Annotated in this window: 13 protein-coding genes and 1 pseudogene; 6 read left to right on the top strand and 8 right to left on the bottom strand. The window is 70.3% G+C overall.

The window, feature by feature from the left end; translation table 11 throughout:
* Nucleotides 1-463 precede the first annotated feature (463 nt).
* Genes ABZ899_RS34155 through ABZ899_RS34145 form a run of 3 tightly spaced genes read left to right on the top strand, consistent with a single transcriptional unit; the run spans nt 464 to nt 3,387 of the window.
* A complete protein-coding gene (locus ABZ899_RS34155) occupies nt 464-1,981 on the top strand; it encodes an FAD-dependent oxidoreductase (protein WP_361354116.1) in 1,518 nt (505 codons plus the stop codon).
* A complete protein-coding gene (locus ABZ899_RS34150) occupies nt 1,965-2,990 on the top strand; it encodes a DMT family transporter (RefSeq protein ID WP_361354113.1) in 1,026 nt (341 codons plus the stop codon). Before ABZ899_RS34155 ends, ABZ899_RS34150 begins: the two co-directional genes overlap by 17 nt.
* Complete coding sequence (locus ABZ899_RS34145; RefSeq protein ID WP_361354109.1) at nt 2,941-3,387, top strand: heme-binding protein; 447 nt, start codon at nt 2,941-2,943, stop codon at nt 3,385-3,387. The genes ABZ899_RS34150 and ABZ899_RS34145 overlap by 50 nt, the downstream gene beginning before the upstream one ends.
* A 137-nt stretch (nt 3,388-3,524) precedes the next feature.
* Here ABZ899_RS34145 and ABZ899_RS34140 read toward each other — a convergent pair whose 3' ends face one another.
* The 4 genes from ABZ899_RS34140 to ABZ899_RS34125 all read right to left on the bottom strand — a co-directional run bounded on the left by ABZ899_RS34140 (nt 3,525) and on the right by ABZ899_RS34125 (nt 6,164).
* Complete coding sequence (locus ABZ899_RS34140; protein WP_361354106.1) at nt 3,525-4,340, bottom strand: hypothetical protein; 816 nt, start codon at nt 4,338-4,340, stop codon at nt 3,525-3,527.
* 86 nt (nt 4,341-4,426) lie between these two features.
* Complete coding sequence (locus ABZ899_RS34135) at nt 4,427-5,119, bottom strand: DUF488 family protein (protein ID WP_361354103.1); 693 nt, start codon at nt 5,117-5,119, stop codon at nt 4,427-4,429.
* Nucleotides 5,120-5,187: 68 nt separating this feature from the next.
* The gene (locus tag ABZ899_RS34130; RefSeq protein WP_361354100.1) at nt 5,188-5,622 is read right to left on the bottom strand and encodes a chromate resistance protein ChrB domain-containing protein; all 435 of its coding nucleotides are present in this window, start codon (nt 5,620-5,622) and stop codon (nt 5,188-5,190) included.
* Nucleotides 5,619-6,164, bottom strand: coding sequence for a Chromate resistance protein ChrB (locus ABZ899_RS34125; RefSeq protein ID WP_361354097.1), 546 nt, complete (start codon nt 6,162-6,164; stop codon nt 5,619-5,621). The genes ABZ899_RS34130 and ABZ899_RS34125 overlap by 4 nt, the downstream gene beginning before the upstream one ends.
* 188 nt (nt 6,165-6,352) lie before the next feature.
* Here ABZ899_RS34125 and chrA point away from each other — a divergent pair, with 188 nt between their 5' ends.
* Both chrA and ABZ899_RS34115 read left to right on the top strand, forming a co-directional pair.
* The gene (gene chrA / locus ABZ899_RS34120) at nt 6,353-7,756 is read left to right on the top strand and encodes a chromate efflux transporter (protein WP_361354094.1); all 1,404 of its coding nucleotides are present in this window, start codon (nt 6,353-6,355) and stop codon (nt 7,754-7,756) included.
* Nucleotides 7,757-8,083: 327 nt separating this feature from the next.
* Nucleotides 8,084-8,707, top strand: a complete 624-nt coding sequence (locus ABZ899_RS34115) for a plasmid pRiA4b ORF-3 family protein (protein ID WP_361354091.1) — start codon at nt 8,084-8,086, stop codon at nt 8,705-8,707.
* A 391-nt stretch (nt 8,708-9,098) separates the two neighbouring features.
* On the opposite strand, the gene ABZ899_RS34110 is transcribed toward ABZ899_RS34115, so the two are convergent.
* Genes ABZ899_RS34110 through ABZ899_RS34095 form a run of 4 tightly spaced genes read right to left on the bottom strand, consistent with a single transcriptional unit; the run spans nt 9,099 to nt 17,564 of the window.
* A complete protein-coding gene (locus tag ABZ899_RS34110; protein ID WP_361354088.1) occupies nt 9,099-10,370 on the bottom strand; it encodes a TIGR02679 family protein in 1,272 nt (423 codons plus the stop codon).
* Nucleotides 10,367-14,605, bottom strand: a complete 4,239-nt coding sequence (locus tag ABZ899_RS34105; RefSeq protein ID WP_361354085.1) for a TIGR02680 family protein — start codon at nt 14,603-14,605, stop codon at nt 10,367-10,369. Before ABZ899_RS34105 ends, ABZ899_RS34110 begins: the two co-directional genes overlap by 4 nt.
* Complete coding sequence (locus ABZ899_RS34100) at nt 14,602-15,927, bottom strand: TIGR02678 family protein (protein ID WP_361354082.1); 1,326 nt, start codon at nt 15,925-15,927, stop codon at nt 14,602-14,604. Before ABZ899_RS34100 ends, ABZ899_RS34105 begins: the two co-directional genes overlap by 4 nt.
* The gene (locus ABZ899_RS34095; RefSeq protein ID WP_361354080.1) at nt 15,924-17,564 is read right to left on the bottom strand and encodes a TIGR02677 family protein; all 1,641 of its coding nucleotides are present in this window, start codon (nt 17,562-17,564) and stop codon (nt 15,924-15,926) included. The genes ABZ899_RS34100 and ABZ899_RS34095 overlap by 4 nt, the downstream gene beginning before the upstream one ends.
* A 562-nt stretch (nt 17,565-18,126) precedes the next feature.
* On the opposite strand from ABZ899_RS34095, the pseudogene ABZ899_RS34090 reads away from it, so the two are divergent.
* Nucleotides 18,127-18,219 (top strand): annotated as a pseudogene (locus ABZ899_RS34090) (zinc ribbon domain-containing protein); the annotation flags it as partial.

Below are 18,219 nucleotides of genomic sequence, written 5' to 3'. Positions count from 1 at the left end.
TGGCCCTGATCTCCACCCGCGTGGCGCCGAGGAGGCGATCGAGGCCGTCGGCCGGCTCCGCGAGCAGGGCATCACCGCAACCGCCCAGCGCGCCGATAAGTACGGTGGCGACCCGGCGGCACGTGACATCACTCTGGCCGATCCTCTGCGCGCGCTGGACGTGCTGGAGCGGCGGCTCGGTTTCCGGGAGAAGCTGCTGGGTGGCGAACTCACCCTCGCCGACGTGCAATTGTGGGCGAGACTGCCCTCAGGCATCACGCCCACTGCCGGGGGAGGAGGCAGACGGCGCGGCGGTGTAGATCGTGGAGTGGGCGGCGTGCGCACGACATGAGGCACCGGAGCCGGCGCTGCGGCCCGGCTGACCGGGAAAACGGGGGGCGGACGCCCGGCCTCCGGCGGTTTTCATGCGACTGCAATCCTGCCTCCATCATCCGCCACGCACTGCCGCATAGCGTCGCATGACATGACGGACACCGACACCGCCAGCCCCTTCGACGAGCAGTTCCGGTTCCCTGCGGACCTGATGGAGACGCACCGCGGCGCCACAGGCCGCGTGGCCGTGGTCGGCGGCGGCATCTCCGGACTGGCCTGTGCTTACGAACTGGTCCGACGGGGGCTGGAGGTGACGGTGTACGAGCGGGCGGGCCGTCCCGGTGGCCGCATCCGCACGCACCGCTTCTGGGACGGCACCCACGGCGAGCTGGGCGCGATGCGGCTGCCCTCCAACCACCACACCACGCTGCACTACGTCCGCCGATTCAGGCTGACCACACGGACGTTCGTCAACGCCAACCCGGACGCCTACCTCCACCTGCGCGGACAGCGCGTACGCGCCCGCGACGCCCACGTCCTGCCCGGCCGGTACGGGCTGACCGGACCGGAGGCCCGTGACCCGCGCCAGTTACTCGAAGAACTGCTGCACCATGTCTGGCACGGGCTGCGGCCCGAGCAGCACAAGGCGATCCTCGCGGGCGAAGTGGGCGACCCGGACGTCGAGGCGCTCATGTCCACCTCCCTGTGGCAGTACGCCAGCACCCGGCTCACCCCGCAGGCCTGGGACCTCGCGGGCCAGGTGAGCGGCCTGGCCCACTACGAACACGCCTCCCTTCTGGAGGTGCTGGTCGACTACTTCGGGCTCTTCCACGTCGAGCAGCTGGAGCTGACCGACGGCATGGACGCCCTGGTCTCCGCGTTCGTACGAGCCCTGCCGCCCCGGACGCTCAGACTCTCCGCACACATCGAGCGGATAGGCATCGACGGCGACGGGGTGCGGGTGCTCGGCCGCGGCCTCGGCGGGCGGCTCGACGAACGCTACGACTGGGCCGTGTGCGCACTGCCAGCCCCCGCCCTGGACCAGATCCGCTTCGAGCCGGGTCTGCCGCCAGGCCAGCGTCAGGCGGTGCGCGGCATCCACTACGCGAGCAGCAGCAAGACCCTGCTGCACGTGAACCGCAGGGTGTGGGAAATGTCCGACGGTATCCACGGAGGTGGCAGCTTCACCGACCTGCCCATCCAGCAATGCTGGTACCCGTCGGACAATGCCCGCCCGAACGGTAAGAGTTGGGAAGCGAGCGATCCCGCCCGCTCCCACGATCCAGCCGTTCTGACCGGCGCTTATCTCTGGGAGGGCAACGCACGGCGGTTCTCCACCCTCCCGGAGGAGGACCGCACCGGGCTCGTCCTGGAATCCCTGGAACAACTGCACCCCGGCATCGCCGACACCGTCGACGACATCGTGCACTGGAACTGGGACGAACAACCGGGCATCGGCGGAGGCGCGTTCGCCTACCTCGCGCCCGGTCAGCACGCCCGCTACCTCACCGAGCTCGGCGCGCCTCACCCCGTGGAGCGGCCCAGGGTCTTCTTCGCGGGCGAGCAGCTGTCGGTGGCGCACGCATGGATCCAGGGCGCCCTGGAGTCCGCCCTCGTGGCGGTGCGCCGCGTGCTGGAAGAGGCGGGCGACCGTGCCGTACTCCACTGAGGGGCCGCACCGGGCCCGCGGAAACCGATGGGCGCCCTGGGCCCTCGCCTCGGTCAGCGTGGTCTGGGGCGCCAACTACACCGTAAACGCCTGGGGCCTGCGCGAGTTCACCGTGGCTGGCTTCAACGCGCTCCGCTTCCTGCTCGCCGCCCCGCTGCTGCTGGCCCTCGCCCGGTGGACCGAGGGCACGCTACGGGTGCGGCGCGGCCTGTGGCCCCGGCTGCTGCTCTCGGCCGCCGTCGGCATCGTCGGCTACCAGTTGGCGTTCAGCGCCGCCGTACGGCTGAGCACACCCGCCGCCGCGGCGATCCTGATCGCTCTCTCACCGTTCTTCACAGCGTTGTTCGCCCGACTGGCTGGTGAGCGCGCCACGCTGCCCGCGCGACGGGCCGCGGTGGCCGGGACGGTGGCCTTCGCCGGAGTCGTCCTCGTCGTGCTCGGACGCCAGGGCACCGCGGCCGGCCCTGCGGCCACGGAGTGGTACGGCAACGTCCTGGCCCTTCTCGCCGCCGCACTGTGGGGCTGGTACCCCGTGGTCACCCGACCGCTTCTGAAGCACCACAGCCCACTGCACGTGACCGCCTGGACCTCCGCGGCGGGCACGGCGGTCCTGCTCCCGCTCGCCGCGATCGCGGGCTTCACCGTGCACGGGACGGTACGGCAGCCCTTGAGCTGGTTCTCGCTCGGCTACTCCGTGCTGCTCGTGACGGTCGCCGGGCTGGTCTTCTGGTACCGGGCGGTGGGGCAGGCGGGTTCGGCGGCGGTGATGCTGTGGATGTTCGCCGTCCCGGTCGCCGCGGCCCTCTTCGCCGCCCTGACCGGTGAGCAGCACATCACCTGGTCACAGACGGCGGGCTCCGCCCTGGTCCTCGTGGCACTGGCGTACGCCCAAGGGCTGTCCTTCGGGACTCCCCGCAAGCCCCACCGAACGCGATCAACCACACGGGAAAGGAACGCAGATGAGCATCACCCTGGCCCAGGCACACCGGATCGTGCAGGCAGGCCTTGACTTCGCCCGCGAGGAGAAGCTTGAGCCGCTCACCTTCGCCGTTCTCGATCCCGGTGGCACCTTGGTGACCCTGGCACGCGAGGACGGCGCCGGACTGCTGCGGCCGGACATCGCCGTCGCCAAGGCGTGGGGCGTCCTGGGGCTCGGCATCAACAACCGCGAGATCAGCAGGCGTGCCGCCGCCGCGCCCGAGTTCTTCACCTCGATCGCGACCCTGGCCGGAGGCAGGGTGCTGTCCGTGCCGGGTGGTGTGTTCGTACGGGACGAGCAGGGCCGTCTGCTGGGCGCGGTCGGCGTGACCGGCGACACCTCGCTCAACGACGAACGTGCGGCGGTCGCCGGCATCCGGGGCGTGGGCCTCGTACCCGAGACGGGCGCGGACGAACAGGAGGAGTAGGCGCACGCGGACCTGTCGGAACGTCGTCGTGCGCTCCAGCAGTGACGCAGGGCACCCATTGCGGTCTGATCAATCACGAGACTGGGTACGCCGCCCACAGCGTTCTCCGCCGGTACGGGCTGTGCCGAGCGCTGAAGTCAGTCCCCGAACAGGCTGTCCTGGACGTATTCGACTACGTTCACCTTCGGGTAGAAGAGGCCCAGCAGCATGAATGTCCTGGGATGAGCAGCGATGTTGCCGACGAAGAAGTGAACGGCACGGTCGCGGGAGAAGATCCGGTCGTACCACGTCCGCAGCTTCTCCTGCACTGCGCGCTCGCCGTACTTGCGCAGGAACTTGCGGTACGACGCACCGGCCTCCCAGTCCTTCAGGGCCATGTCGTGCGTCGGGCAGTCGGCGTCCGCACAGCGGAACCGGTAACGGAATTCCAGCGGTACCCATTCGAGCGGCGCCAAGTCTTGTTCTAGGAGGTCCAGTTGGCTGGCCAGAGCGGCCTTGGACTCGGACCATCGCTCGGCCGCCGTCAGCCGGAAGCTGACATCGTTGGGCCGAAAGACGCCGAGCGACGTCCCGTGCGCCTGCTGGTCCCTCCGGATGGCACACAAGGACGGCGCGACGAGGGGCTCGACGTACTTGTACCGCTCCCTCCAGTCACCGACCGCCGCAATCTCGCCCACGATCTCTAGGGTGCCGAGGTCTGGCCGCAAGCTCTCGGGCCGGGAGTCGCGCCGGCCGTGTGGCTCGACGTCGACCTTGATGATCGAGTACTTGGAGAACCGGGCCTCTTCGGCGAGGAGCCGGAAAGGCACCGGGAAGAGCCGCACGTGCTGGGGCGCACCCTGATCCAGCCGTATGCCTGCCACACAGCTGGTCTCGCGGTACTTGTTGGACAGCTCGGGATACGTCTTGACCGTGATCATGATCCGTGCGCGCTGCCGATCCCGCGATCCCATGGCTGCCCCCTCCACTGATCTCCCGATCCGATTGGAGGAGGGACACGCGCCACCGGCAAGGGCGCGTGCGGGGACGAGGGTTGAAGTCAGGCCAGCGGCAGCACGGGCACGGAGGCCCGCTCGCGGACCGTCTCCAGGACGACCTGCCGGTGGCAGCGGCTCTCGTCCTTCTCGAAGCACAGCACCGCGACCCGGGACTGACGAGCGTGCTCGGCGAGGCGGTCGAGGTCGGACTGGGCCTCCTCGGACCGCAGCACGCCACGGAATCGGGCCCTGCCCACGTCAAGGCGGCCGTCCCAGAATGGGGCGCGGTTGTCCTTCGGATTGCCCAGGCCACGCAGGTGGGCGGACTCGATGCCGGCCTCGGCAAGTGCTTCCCCGAGACGAGTCTTGCTGAAGCCCTTCTTACGACTGATCGGCGTAAGCCGTACGTCCGCCACAACATCGATACGACTGTCGAGGAGCGAGGCGACGAAGGAGTCGATGTCCCGGCCTTCGTACCCGGCCGACCACAGACCCGGCGTCGCGGCGCTGGTCGTCTCCCGGAACAGCTCGTCGAGCGATGAGTCGAGGGCTCGTGCGAGCTCGCCGACGGTGAAAGAACCTGGCTGGATCGCTCCCTGGTTCTCCAGTCGTGCCAGCGTGTTGACGCTGACACCGGCCTCCTTGGCCAGCCGCTCGCGCGACCACCCCCGCGCCTCTCGCAGTTCCCGAACCCGCAGCGCGAGGAGCTGCGCAGGAGTGTGGTCGTCGTAACGCGCTGAGTGATGACCGGCCATGGGCCGTGATCCTCACGGCCATTGACTTCTGGCGCGTGGCCGCATGGAGGACCCCGCCTTCGTGTGCTCTAGGCCGGTTCGCGGCCCAGGAGGGTGGCGCGTCGGTAGTACTCGTACAGTCCGTCGAAGACCGGCTTGGTGACGGCCATGGTGTGCTCGTCGTCGCCGATCATGGACAGGCCGCGCAGGACGACGTCCAGGCCGGGGGCCTCGGGGGCGTCGAAGCGTTCGTCGTCGAGGTCGGCCTCGTGGATGATCTCGGCGATGCGCCGCAGGGCCGGGTCGGCGGTGAGGTCGTAGCGGCGCAGGATGGTCTCGAAGCTGCAGTCGCCGTGGTGGTGGCCGAGTTCGGCGCCGCGCATGTCGAAAGCGGTGGCGTCGACGGGGACTTCGGCCGGGTCGGCGACGAAGACGAACTCGGCGTCGGGATCGACGAAGCGGCGGAGCAGCCAGGCGCAGGCGGCGCGGTCGATGTGGATGCCGGCGCGGGTGGCCCACTTCATGCGGAGTTCTCCTCGGGGGCGGAGGCGGGGGAGGGGACGGTGTTCGTGGCGTGGGCGGGGTGCAGGGCCTCCACCGCGGCTTCGGCGGTGCGGCGCTGCGGCGGGGGGAAGTAGTCGCGGCGTTGGATGCGGCGCAGCTCGGCGCGCAGCTTGCGCAGGGTTCGTCGGCGTTCGTCGTCGGGCTGGTGGCGGGCTTCCTCGGCCTGGGCGCGTACCGCCTGGTACTCGGCAGTGCGGGCGTCGGTCATGGTCCGGGCGAGCCTGCGCTCCTCGGCGAGCGCGGCCGGGTGGGCGAGCCACAAGGTGGCGGTGCCGCCGAAGTCGGTGATCTCCTCGGCGATCCACTCCAACTGCTCGCGAGTGCGGGCGTCGGCGGGCAGCGCGACCAGGCCGTCGCTGATCTGGGCGACACCGAGCCGCTTGAGCTTGCGCCAGACGGTGATGCGCGGCGTCGAGGGCTCGCGGGGCAGGCGGTAGGAGAGCAGCACCCACTGGCCCGGGGCGCTGGGCGCCGGAAGCGCCGGGCTGTCGTCGTCGCTCACGCGGAGAGTCCTGGGCAGCGGTGGTTTCCCATCGCCCAGAGCGTACGGCGCGGACGACGCTCTGCCGTGGCCGACGGCTGCAATGAACTGTTCACCTTCATCGGTACCTCGCTCCCTTCCGCCGCCCGACATCATGATGTAACCATGGTTGCACTTCCATGACACCACCTGGATGGAGACCTCCGCGGATGACCGCCACCGACCGCCCGGCCTCGGAACCGCCGAAGACCGAGCCTGACCGGGGCGATCTCATACCGTTCCGCCAGGCCCTGCGGACCTGGTTCACGATCTCGCTGCAGACCTTCGGCGGCCCCGCCGGACAGATCGCCGTGATGCAGCGGACGCTCGTCGAGGAGAAGCGCTGGATCGGCCAGCAGCGCTTCCACCACGCCCTCAGCTACTGCATGCTGCTGCCCGGCCCCGAGGCCCAGCAGCTGGCGATCTACACCGGCTGGCTGCTCAACGGCACCCGGGGCGGCCTGGCCGCCGGCACCCTCTTCGTGCTGCCAGGCGTCGTGGCGCTGCTCGCGCTGTCCGCCCTGTACGTCGGCCTCGGTACGACCGCCGCGGTCACCGGTCTGTTCGCCGGGCTCGCTCCTGCCGTGGTCGCCATCGTCGCGCAGGCCGTGTGGAGGGTCGGCCGCCGTTCGCTGACGCACCCTCTGCTGGTGGGTCTCGCGGTGGCCTCCTTCGCGGCGTTGGCCCTGTTCCAGGTGCCGTTCCCCGTCGTGATCGTCGTCGCCGGGGTGGCCGGATGGCTAATCGCCCGCTGGGCGCCCGCCGTCTTCAAGTCCGCCGCGCACGGCTCCGGCGACGATGGGCCGGCGCCTCTGATTCCCGACGACGTACTGCACCACGAGCGCCCGAGCCGCCGCCGTACCGTTCGCCTCCTGCTGGCCGGCCTGCTGCTGTGGGCCGTCCCGGTGGCCGCCGTGGCCGTACTGACCGGCACCGGCAGCGTCTTTACCACCCAGGGACTGTTCTTCTCCGGCACCGCCCTGGTCACCTTCGGCGGTGCCTACGCCGTCCTCGCCTACGTCGCCCAGCAAGCCGTGCAGACGTACGGCTGGCTGAGCGCCGGCGAGATGGTGCGCGGCCTGGCGCTGGCCGAGACCACGCCCGGACCGCTGATCATGGTGGTGCAGTTCGTCGCGTTCCTCGGCGCCTACCGGGACCCGGGCTCCCTCGACCCGTGGGCGGCCGCATTCCTCGGCGCGCTGCTGACCACATGGGTCACCTTCGTGCCGTGCTTCCTGTTCATCTTCCTGGGCGCCCCCTACATTGAGCGGCTGCGCGGCAACCGTCACGTCTCCGCCGCCCTCAGCGGCATCACGGCGGCCGTGGTCGGCGTCATCGCCAACCTCGCGCTCTACTTCGCCGAGCACACCCTCTTCACCACCGTCGACAACCGCACCTTTGGGCCGCTGCACCTGGGACTGCCGGACCTCACCACCTTCCGCCCCGTCGCCCTCGGCATCGCGGTCGTCGCCATCGCCCTGATCTTCCGGCTGCGCTGGACCGTCCTGCGGACCCTGGGCGTGTGCGCCGCCCTCGGGCTCGCGGCGGCCCTGGCCGGGTTGACCGGGAGCTGATCCGCGCCAGCCTCCGGGCCCTCGCAGGCGGTGGTGCCCACCGCCTGCGCCCGCTCCCGTATCAGTCGCCGACCCGACGGCTGCCAGGCACCTTCTCCCGTGCCGTAGAGGCGAGTGCGGCCCGGGCCCGCTGCACCCGGCGCAGGGGCGCGGTCCGCGAACGCCTCAACTCCTCCACTGAAGTGTGCTCTTCACTGTCCCAGGCGGTCTGGAGCGGACTTTCCACCGGCACACGCCCCCACTTCCCCAGCTCCCGGAATCGCGTTGATCATTGTCATCGGCAGGGGACAGGCGTCCCGCCGGAACATGGCAGGCATGGGTGGCAGGATGGCCGCCATGGCGAACAGCAGGAGTGCGAAGGCGACCTCGCGGACGGCACCGAGCAAGACCGTCCACAAAATCAAGATCACCTTGCGGGACTCCCGGCCTCCGATCTGGCGCCGCCTGGAGGTGCCGTCCGGCATCACCTTGCGTGAGCTGCACGACGTCATCCAGGCCGCCTTCGGCTGGGAGGACTACCACATGTGGGCCTTCGAAAGCGGACGGGACCGATACGGCGCCGCCGACCGTGACCTGGGTATCCGCAGCGCCGCTTCCAAGCAGCTCCGCCAGGTCGCTGCCCGCGCCGGCGACCGGCTCTGCTACACCTACGACTTCGGCGACGGCTGGGAACACGACATCCTCGTCGAGGACATCACCGACCCGGAGCCGGACACCGCCTACCCCCGATGCCTCACCGGCCGCCGAGCCTGCCCGCCCGAGGACTGCGGCGGCATGTGGGGATACGACTACCTCATCGAAATCCTTGCCGACCCTGACCACGAAGAACACGAAGACCGCCTGGAATGGTTGGGCCTCGACTCGGCCGACCAGTTCGACCCCTCAGCCTTCGATCCAGCACAGGTCAACTCCGCGCTATCCCCTCACGCGACCGTGCTCGTCAAGAACTGACACGTCACTGCCCCGCTGTCAGCAACCCCCGTCGCTTGCTGACAGCGGAACACAGACCCCCGCAAGATCAATGCGGCGCGACGACGGTACGCAGGAAATCGAAAGGGAGGGATAGGCTGGGTTCCGCCGCGGCCATCGGGCTCCATTCTCGGACACCGTGCCCTCCCTTGCGGTCAGACCCACCTGGGCAGGGTGGTGTACGTGTGGACGTCAATCATGCCGAAAGGGACTGACGGCGTGGACGGTTGCGGACACGCTGCCGCCACAGGACTCCCAGGAACGGCACGACGCCACCTCTGACCCCACTTCCGGTTTCAGAGCGGCACTCGAGTCGGGAACTGGAAGGGACTTGCGGTGCAGATTGGTCGAGGTTGGGACGGATGTGTCCTCTCTATGCCTGGCATGACAGGTCGGCCACCAAGAGATCGAGGGTGACCTCTTCATGGAGCGCGACCCCAAGAGCGGTCATCGCCGGGGCGAGGCCCGGGTCCCAGGCCGCGCTGACGGGCTGGCCGTCGAGCGGCAGCTGAGGGATTCCCTCGGCCCGGCTTCGAGTGGCCAGGTGCTCGTAGTCCTCGGCGCCCATGCGCCATGGCTGGGCTCCACAACGGTGGATGATCCGATTCGCCAGAGCGATGCCCGGCCAGTCGAAGTCGCCGTGGTACGCGAAGCGGCAGCCGGTGGTGGCGAGAGCCTCGAGGAGTGTGAGGACCACCGTGGCGGCGCTGCCGGACGTGCACACCAAGGGCCGGACGCAGGCAGCGTCCGCCGCAGCTTCCACCACGCGCGGATTCTCACAGATGTGGATCACTTCTCCAGCAGGTAGTCGCAGCTGGAGGTCGTGAAGATCGCGCGGCGTGAGGTGGGCTTCGGCGTGATGGTCCGCCCGCTGCCTCAGGGCCTGCTCCCGCCATCCCCCACCTACGGGCCGCAGCCCGTAGGTCAGCACGGTGCTGGAGACGTCGTCCGGTGTGACGGACACCAGACGCCACAGTGCGCGCCGGCCAGCCGCGTCGCCGGGGAACTCGGTGCCGTGGGCGAGGGCGATGCCGCGTTGGACGAGACGCGCGAGCCAGGTGCCGTCGTCCAGGCCGTGTGCGGACCCGGTCGCCAGGGCGGCGAGTTCTCCTCGGCCTCGGGGGCCGCCCCGCCCGGGGCCGAGCAGTACGGTGAGGACCTGGACAGCCTGCTGAAGCGTCCGTAGCGCCGTTTCAGGTGGTACTCCTCTCGGTACGCCGGTACGGCGCAGCAGGTCGTACCACTGACCGGTCCACTCCTGGCCGGCGAGCGGAGAGGCGTCCAGCGCCGAGGCGAGCGACGACCAGACGCGCTCGCGCCGTGCCGCGACATCCGCGCGGACGGCACGGCGGTCGGTGAGCGGAGGGCCCAGTTCCTCCAAGACGTTCCTGAGCCCGAGTCCGGCCGCCGAGGCGCGCAGCCGCGTGTCGAGCGCATTGAGGTGCACAGTTACCGCAGCACCTGTGATGGGTTTACCCAACAGGAGTGACAGGTCGTTGCGTTCCTGGGTGCTCACCGAGGTCAGTCGGAGGGAACCAGTGGCCTGCACGCCGTTGCTTTCCATGCGCTTGCGTACCGCCTCCCAGAGCCTGGTCAGCCCGGGACCGGCCAGCCAGTCCCGTGTGCCCGCGGGCAGCTTGCTCATACGGATACCAGACGCCGGTGCCGGCCGTTCCAGGTGTAGTGCAGGGTGGCCACCCCGCGTACATGGGGATCGCGGAGGCACTCGTAGATGTGGAGGGACGGCACCTCCGGCCAGTTGCCCATGAGCCGTTCGCTGGTGAGGACGAAGTCGAGATCGAGATCGACGAGGATCCGTCCCAGCCTCCCGTGGGTGGGTTCGTCGACCTTGGCGAAGGCGTCGTCCAGGAGGATCAGGCGCGGGGCGTGGGGTGCCGACTCGGCGAGGCCGGTGAAGTGGGCGGCGGCTGCGGCGAAGAGCACGAGGTAGGAGAGCACTCGCTGCTCGCCCTGGCTGAGCCCGGTGCGGCCGGTCAGTTTCCGCCGCCGTCCCGGAGCGGCGTCCTCGACGACAAAGGTGTGGAAGCGGAACCAGTCGCGGTAGTCGAGAGCGGTCCGCAGGTGGGCGGCGTAACCGGCTGAGGGATCGGCCCGTCGGGCATCCTCGATCTGGCGTTGCAGCACCTCGCGGAGCTGCTCGGTCTGCTCACGCGTGCGCAGGCTCGACGGGCTGCGCAGCAGGTCCACGGCCGCCCTCACGTCTGCGTCGACGTCCTCGTCCAGTTTCCACAGCAGTTCAACGCCGAGGCCGTGGGAGGTGCGTACGGTCCGCAGGGTGTCGTTGAGAGCCGCGACCAGGTTCGCCGCGGTGATGACCTGGGCCGAGAGATGGTCGCCCAGCTCGCCGGTCAGGAACCGCTGGAACACCTCACGTTCGCGCTCGGTGAGCCGTCCCCGGGCCTCTGCCGCCTGGACGGCGATACGCTCGCCCACGGCCGCGACGTCGTGGGAACCGTGGTCGTCGATCAGGCGGCACACCTTGATCCCGTCGCGTTCCTCCAGTTGCGCGTCGTAACCGCCGGCCAGCTGGTCGCGCAGGTCGGTGTGCCGGTTGAGCAGGGTGCTGTCCGAAACCTCGCCTTTCGGGCGGCCGAGGGCCTGCTGTACCGCGTCGGCCAGCGCCTGTAGCGCGCGCAGACGGCTGCGGACGTCCGAGCCGGGGTCGTCCGCCACGTCCTCGGGCAGTGTGGACCGCTCCAGCCCGGCGCCGCGCACCACCTCCGGTCGGCCGAGTGCGCTGCGAAGGGCGCCGCCGGTTGCGATGACCGCCGTCTCCTGGGCGGTCAGGTCCTCGCGCAGGCGCTTCTCCTCCTCTTCCGCGCGCACGCGCCGGTCGTGTAGATCGTTCCGGATGCGTTGTGCTGCCGGGACGGCCTGGGCGGCGTGGGCATTGCGCTGTCTTGTTTCCTGCTCGCGGGTGAGGATTTCTTCTTCGGTTGCCCCGATGGCCTCCTCGCGGGTGCGCAGGTCCTGTTGCGCGGTGCGCAGCCCGGTGAGGCGGAGCCGGTAGTTCTCCTCCGCGGCCCGGCGATCTCTACGGGCGTGTTCGTATCGCTCGGCGTCGGCGTGATGGGTGCCGAGCCGCTCGCCTGTGCTGCCGATGGCTCGGCGAAGATGCCCGATGCCGGTGAGCAGGGCGGCCAGCGCGGTGCGTACGCGTACCAGTTCGGCGGGGTCGCTGGGCAGGTCGTGGGCGGTGGCGGTGGCGTCAGCCTCGGTGCGGGCGGCTACGGCGAGGGCGCGGGCTTCCTCGGCCAGCCGTGCCGCGCGGGTGGCCTTGGCGGTCAGGTCACGCAGTCTTCTCTCGTCCGACTCGGCTCTGCTCCAGGCGTCGGCGAGACTGCGTGCCTGGGGGAAGTCCTGTTCCGCGAGCCTGAGGGCCCGACGCCGGGCGTCGGCCTCGGTGAGTTCGTGACGGGTGTCGGCCAGCCGCTGCTCCGTCTGCGTGAGCCGCTGTTCCAGGTCGGCCAGGATGCGCCGCCGGGTCTCGGCGCGTACGGCGGCTCCCACGTACTCGGCGTCACTCTTGTGGTGCCGGCCGCTGAGGATGCCCAGACGCCAGCTTCCGTCGTAGTGCACCGCGTCATGAGCTGTCGTTTTCTCGGCCGGTGCGAGCGCGATGGCGGCCAGCAGATGTTCCACCTGCTCGGACGTGACTCCACACCCCGGTTGCGGCGCTGGGCACAAGGCTGAGGCGAGGGTCGGACCGTCCGGCAGCGCGGGGCCGGGACGCAGCAGAGTGTCACGAGTGCCGGGCTCGACAAGGGCGCCGTCTGCGCCGACCCACGCGTCCAGGATTCCGCTGGCTTCCAGTGCTGCTTCCAGACCGGCCCGACGGGCGGGGCTCAGATCATCCGTGAAGTCCACCAGCTGGTAGAACGGCGCTCCGGTGCCCGGTGTCCTTTCGGCGACGCGGTGGTGGGGGACCGGCGGCTCGGGATCTGTACGTAGCTCCCAGTCACGCTTCTGACTCGCCAGGCGGTCGACTTCCTCGTCGAGTCGGCCGACGGTGAGTGCGAGGGCGTCGCGGCGTCTGGTGAGTTCCTCGCTGTACGGCTCCAGTGCGGCATGGGCGGCCTGCCACGCCTGGCTGTCGGTGTCGGGCGGGAGCGTGCGGTCCGCGAACGGGGCGTCGGCGGAGCTCTCGAAGGCGACCGCTACGTGGACGGCATCCAGCGGCGGGCAGTCGGACCCGACGGCGGCTCGCGTGCGGGTGGTCCACGCGACGACCCGGCGGGCGTAGGCACCGCTCTCCTCGGCGACCTTCTCGCGGCCGGCGTCAAGACGGCCGGCGGCGTCTTCCGCCTCGCCCTCCAGCCATTCGCGCTCGGTGTCGGCCTGCTCCGCCCGGCTTCGGGCCTTCTCGGCCTGCGCGGTGAGACGCGTCACCTCCTGGACCATCCGAGTCCGGTTCTTCACGACCGTCTCGGCGTCCTCCAGCTGCGTCTGCCAGGACCGCAGTCCGTCCTGAACCGCCGCCGTGTCCACACGGACGGCCGACCGGTGCTGCACGATGTGCGTCTTCCCGTCCGGAGCGGTCAGCTCCGTCTCGCCGGCTTGGGAGCGGACCGTGCGGGGCAGAGCGACTGCCTCAGCGAGATGGCCGGGGGGAAGTCCGGCCTTCGCCGCCTGCGTCAGCAGTTGCCGGTGATCGGTGCCCAGTTCGGCGAGTCGGCTCCCGAGGTGGTCGACACCGTCGGCCAAGCGCTCGGCTGCGCCCTCCTCTGCGCCGTGTGCGTTGCTCAGGGCGGTGAAGGCGGCCACGGCGGCGGTGTGCAGCGCCTCGACCGTGCTTCGGCGTTCCGACAGTTCGTGCAGGCTGCGGTAGGCGTGGCTGGCGTGCAGGGCGGCGAGGTCGGTCCGGGCGGCTTCTTCCTCTTCGCGTAGGGCTTCCAGCCGGGCTTCCGACTCCTCCTCCTGCGTCCTCAGCTCGCTGGTCCGCTGTGCGGCGTCTCCGGTTGCCCGGCGTCGCTGCGCGAGGATCCCCAGCTCCCGGCTCACCGCCTGCGCGGAGGTGCGCAGGACACCGGACAGGTAGCCGCGGTAACTGGTGAGGAAGGTGCGCAGCGCCGTATCGGTGCGCTCCAGGCGGCCGAGTTCGTCACGTACGGCGTCGAGGTCGTGGAGGTTGCGCGCGACCTTCTCGACCACGTCCTCGTCGAGTCCGGGCAGGGTCTCGCTCAGCAGGGAAGCAAGTCCACCGTGCTCGATGCGGTCCCCGACGGTGGGCCGCCGCAGCCGGTGGAGGAGCTGGGTGAGGTTGCGGTAGCGGGTTGCGTCGGTGATGCCGAACAGTTCCCGGGCCACCCGTGAGCGGTGGACGTTCGCGCGGTCGGTGACGTTGTCGGAGCCGACGATCTCCTTGAGCCGGTCGACCGGCAGGGGCTTTCCGCCTTCGACCAGGTGCAGGTCCTCACCGACGCGCAGCGGGGTGACGAAGAACGCCGGCAGCGCCTTCTGCGTCGACTTCGAGGCGCGGATGGCGACGCCGAGGGTGAGGTGGCGATGGTCGCCGCCGTCGGTCGTGCCCCGAAACTCCACCCACAGGTAGCCGAGACGGTTGGTCTGCTCGAACCCGTCCAGCATCAGCCAGGCGAGAGTGGTCCGGCCAGTGCCCGTCGCGTCCAGTGCCCGTGAGTCGCCGTCCAGCAGATACGGGAGCAGCATTTCCAGGGCCTTGGACTTGCCCGCGCCGTTCTTGCCGCGCAGAAGCAGCCGTCCGTCGCCGAAGGCGAACTCCTGCTCGTCGTACTGCCAGACGTTATGGATGCCCGCGCGGTGCAGTCGGAAGCGAGTGCGGGCGGTGGTGGTGGGGCCGGAACGCGGCAGCGGGACGAGACCACGCGCATTGGTGGTCACAGCGGCAACTCCTCCTGAACATCAGTGCCCTTGCCAGCTTCGGTGGCCGTGCGCACGGTCACGTGGGTGGCGTAGCGTGCCGCCGCAGCCAGCAGCACCCAGCTGTCACCGCCAGGACGTGCCCTGCGGACCTCAGTCACGGTGCGTCCCTCCAATGCCTCTTCGGCGTACCCCTCCGGCAGCCCATCTCCCTCAGCACGCAGCCGACCGGTGCGGGCCATCAGCCGCATGCGGGCCAGCAGGTCCAGCACGGCCTCCCGCAGAGCGGGGATGTCCTCCAGGTAGCCACGCTGCCAGTTGCTGCGCTGTCCGTACTCGGCGACCAGTTCGGCCAGCAGTTCGTCCACCAGACCGTCCGGGACAGCCACGCCGATGACGAGAGTCCCTCCTGTCGCCGGGTGTCCGGGCTCCTGCGGCCGAAGGCGCTCCACGAGCCGTTCCACCAGTAGCAGCGCGGCCTGCGCGACCGTCCCGGTGCCGGGCAGGTGCAGGTCCGTCAGCTCGTCCTCCGGATCCACTAGCGCCACTCCCTCGGCGCGGATCTCCATCTCCAAGCCCAGAAGTTCGGAGAACGCCTGCGCTTCGCGACGCTGCCGGGTGCGCAACCAGTCGCGTTCGGCGTCGGTCAGCTCGTCCAGGTAGACGACGGGTGTCTCGACGAGCATCCGACGCACATAGGTGCGAGGACCGCCGAACCCCGGGTCCGCTGCCCGCCGGACCAGGTCGGCGCCGTCACGGGCCTGGGCGAGCGGGCCGGCGACGACGACGCGGGCCAGCTCGCGGTCCACGGTGATCAGGGCCTCTCCGCCCGCATCGTGCGCGAGAGCGGCCACATGGCCCTCGGTCTCGATGAGGACGCCCCACTCGACCAGCAGGCGCAGAGCCGCTACCAAGGTCCGTTTCCCGGCCGCCCTAGCTGTCTCCTCCAGCTCGATCTCGGCGTCGGCTGCGGCGGCCCTGATGTCGGTCACCAGCTGTGACAGCAGCAGTTGTTCGGGTGCGGTCACCAGCACGGACAGGGCCAGCGCGAGACAGGCGTAGGTGTGCGGGGTGAAGGGGGTACCGGTGGCGCGCTCCAGCCGGCGGCCCGCGCCTGCTCCCAGCCCCGCCTTGAAGAGCCGGGCGTATGAGCTGTCAACGAGCAGGCGGTAGCCGAGCACCTGCTGGAACCGCTTGCCCAGCCAGTCGGCATGCCTGCGGATCAGCGGGAAGAGGTCGGCGTGCGGGCCGTCCGAGGTGACCAGCGGATGGGCGAGCAGTAGCCGGGCGGCGCTGCGGCGCTCGGCGGCCAGGGCGACGTCGTGTGTCGAAGGGAGGGTCATGACACGCTCACCCTCGCATCGCCGTCGGCCACGTCGGAGGAGGTACGGCCGACGTCCAGCTCCAGGTCGTCCAGCAGCAGGTCGCCGTCGACCGAGTGCAAGACGCACCGGGCGCCCGCCGTGCGTCGCACGGTGAGCCGGATGCCCAGCTCGGCGTCCTCGCTGTGCGCCTGATCGAGGTGGAATTCCGTCGCGCCCACCCCGTCCGTGCCGGCGCGACGCCTCAACTGCGCATTGCCGAGTGCGGTGGCCAGCAGCTCCAGGAGCAGCCCGAGCGCTGCAGAGGTGAGACGCACCTCGGCGAACCGGCCTGAGGCACTGCGTAGTTCGCCCGCCGCCGCTGCCCTGGCCGCCGCCCGCTCACGGGCTGCCTCCCGCAGCCGCCTTTTCTGCGCGGAGTGGTCCTCCACCGCGGATGTCCGGCCCCGCTGGGCGCGGCTGCCCCTTTCCCGCAGAGCCACGGGCACCTCGACCACCGGCCCGGTCCACCAGCTCGTGTTGGCGGGCACTACCTCGTCGGTGGCTGGGGGTATGCCCAGATGGCGGGCGCCGTGCAGCCCGAAGGCGGCGACGGCGATGTCGTGCGCGTCCTGCGGCGCCGCTTCCTCGAACCACCGGGCCAGCCGCAGCAGGTCCTTGCGTCGGGACATCTCCCCGGTGGCCGACCGCAGCATCCGCTTGGCGTTGGCGAGCAGCGATTGCAGCGCGCGCAGGGTGGCGTCCCGCAGTTGATCGACTTGGCTCCCCTGCCCGTCGGTGTCGCTGAACCAGCCGCGCAGCCCCTCCCAGTCCGCGAGTTCGCGCCCACGGCTGCGCTGCACCCGTGTCTCCAGGCGGCCGTCGCTCTGCGGTGACAGCCCGGTGAGGCCCTGTGCGTGGGCGTCCAGCCGGGCGAGCAGACCCGGGACGTACGGCCACAGCGTGTCCAGTGCCGCCGAGATCCGGGGCGCGCGGAACGCCACATCTTCAGTGATCGCCTCGACGTAGTCGAGGAGCAGCTCCTTGAAGCCCTGGTACTCGGCGCTGTCCAGGTCGTACCGGGCCAGAACCTGGCCGAGGTAGGCGTAGAAGTCCCGGATGGAATCCGCGAACTCGGTGAACTGCACGAACAGCGTGCTGACCCGCTCCAGCCCGTCCTGCGGTTCGATGCCGCCGGGCGCGGTCACGAGCTCGGCCAGCTCCCGCAGCCCGCGCTCGACCAAGGCGAGCAGCTCGTTGCTCACCTCGCGGGCGGCATCCGCCTCGGCCAGGACGCCATCGGCGTCCCGCTGGATGCGTTCGCCCAACTTCGACAGCTGATAGCGGGCACGGGACCGCTGGTACTCGCTGATGCTGGACGCCTTGACCGTGTGGCTACTGCGCAGCAGGTTGCCCCACTTCACCAGCTGTTCGAGCCGGACGGTGAGGGCGTCGGCGTCGAGCCCGGCGGCAGGGCCCCCGGCCTGGCGCAGCTTCGCCAGGACGTCCGGGACGGCCAGGTCCGCCAGCAGGGTCCCGCAGAAGACCCGCATGATCGCCAGGTGCTCCAGCCGCTCGGGGGCGCTGAGGTAGGTGTAGGCGTCCAGCCGACGGCGCGCTTCGTACTGGACATCCTGCGTTGCGGCGTTTTGCGCTGCGCCGGGCGCGGGTGCCTCCATGCCTGCGAGATTACGCGGCGCATCCGGTCGCCGCCGGTGTGTGGCCGAAAATGCCACGGACACCGTCAGGCAACGGCTCGGCTCCCGCTCACGAACCGGATTCGGCTAATCCCGTCGGCGGTCGGCCCTGTCAGGCACTGTGGGGAGCGGTCTGGGGCTGGGGGAGGCCCCCGGTGCTGAGCTGGCCGGGCCCGGTCTCGAGTGATTGGGGGAGTCGGACGCATCGTGCGCTGATCACCCAGCCTTGGGCGCCCTCAACCATGTCTCGAAGTCGGGCTCAGTCTCGCGTGCCACAGCCCACGCAGCCGACGGTGCTCGGACAGCGCGCTCGCGGTCGCTGGCTTCCACTGCCTCGATGAGGTCGGGCCACAGCGTGTCACCGACGTAGTCGACGAGCTCCTCGATATGGGCAGCCGCCCGGCGGGCACGGTCCTTGATCGCTTCCCGCTCAGCATCGGCGCGATGCTCGGCCCGGTGGGACTCTGTTTCGTTCGGATCCTCCCAGGTGTTGTCGCCAGATCTCCTCCCAGCGCTGATCCGCTCGTGCCAGGTCGGCCTTAAATGGACCTGTAGCGCCTGCGGCACCGTCCACGACCGGGACACCAACGCCGCGATCAACATCAAACAGGCCGCCGGACTGGCGGTATCAGCCTGC

This window comes from Streptomyces sp. NPDC046859 (genome assembly GCF_040645135.1).
GTDB lineage: Bacteria > Actinomycetota > Actinomycetes > Streptomycetales > Streptomycetaceae > Streptomyces.
The sequence above is the reverse complement of the archived record's forward strand: the minus strand, read 5'-3'. Positions and strand labels throughout refer to the sequence as shown.

Coding starts and splice junctions, on each gene's coding strand:
- ABZ899_RS34155 (WP_361354116.1), top strand. CDS start 464: ATGACGGACACCGACACCGCCAGCCCCTTCGACGAGCAGTTCCGGTTC.
- ABZ899_RS34145 (WP_361354109.1), top strand. CDS start 2,941: ATGAGCATCACCCTGGCCCAGGCACACCGGATCGTGCAGGCAGGCCTT.
- ABZ899_RS34140 (WP_361354106.1), bottom strand. CDS start 4,340: ATGGGATCGCGGGATCGGCAGCGCGCACGGATCATGATCACGGTCAAG.
- ABZ899_RS34135 (WP_361354103.1), bottom strand. CDS start 5,119: ATGGCCGGTCATCACTCAGCGCGTTACGACGACCACACTCCTGCGCAG.
- ABZ899_RS34130 (WP_361354100.1), bottom strand. CDS start 5,622: ATGAAGTGGGCCACCCGCGCCGGCATCCACATCGACCGCGCCGCCTGC.
- chrA (WP_361354094.1), top strand. CDS start 6,353: ATGACCGCCACCGACCGCCCGGCCTCGGAACCGCCGAAGACCGAGCCT.
- ABZ899_RS34115 (WP_361354091.1), top strand. CDS start 8,084: ATGGCCGCCATGGCGAACAGCAGGAGTGCGAAGGCGACCTCGCGGACG.
- ABZ899_RS34110 (WP_361354088.1), bottom strand. CDS start 10,370: ATGAGCAAGCTGCCCGCGGGCACACGGGACTGGCTGGCCGGTCCCGGG.
- ABZ899_RS34100 (WP_361354082.1), bottom strand. CDS start 15,927: ATGACCCTCCCTTCGACACACGACGTCGCCCTGGCCGCCGAGCGCCGC.
- ABZ899_RS34095 (WP_361354080.1), bottom strand. CDS start 17,564: ATGGAGGCACCCGCGCCCGGCGCAGCGCAAAACGCCGCAACGCAGGAT.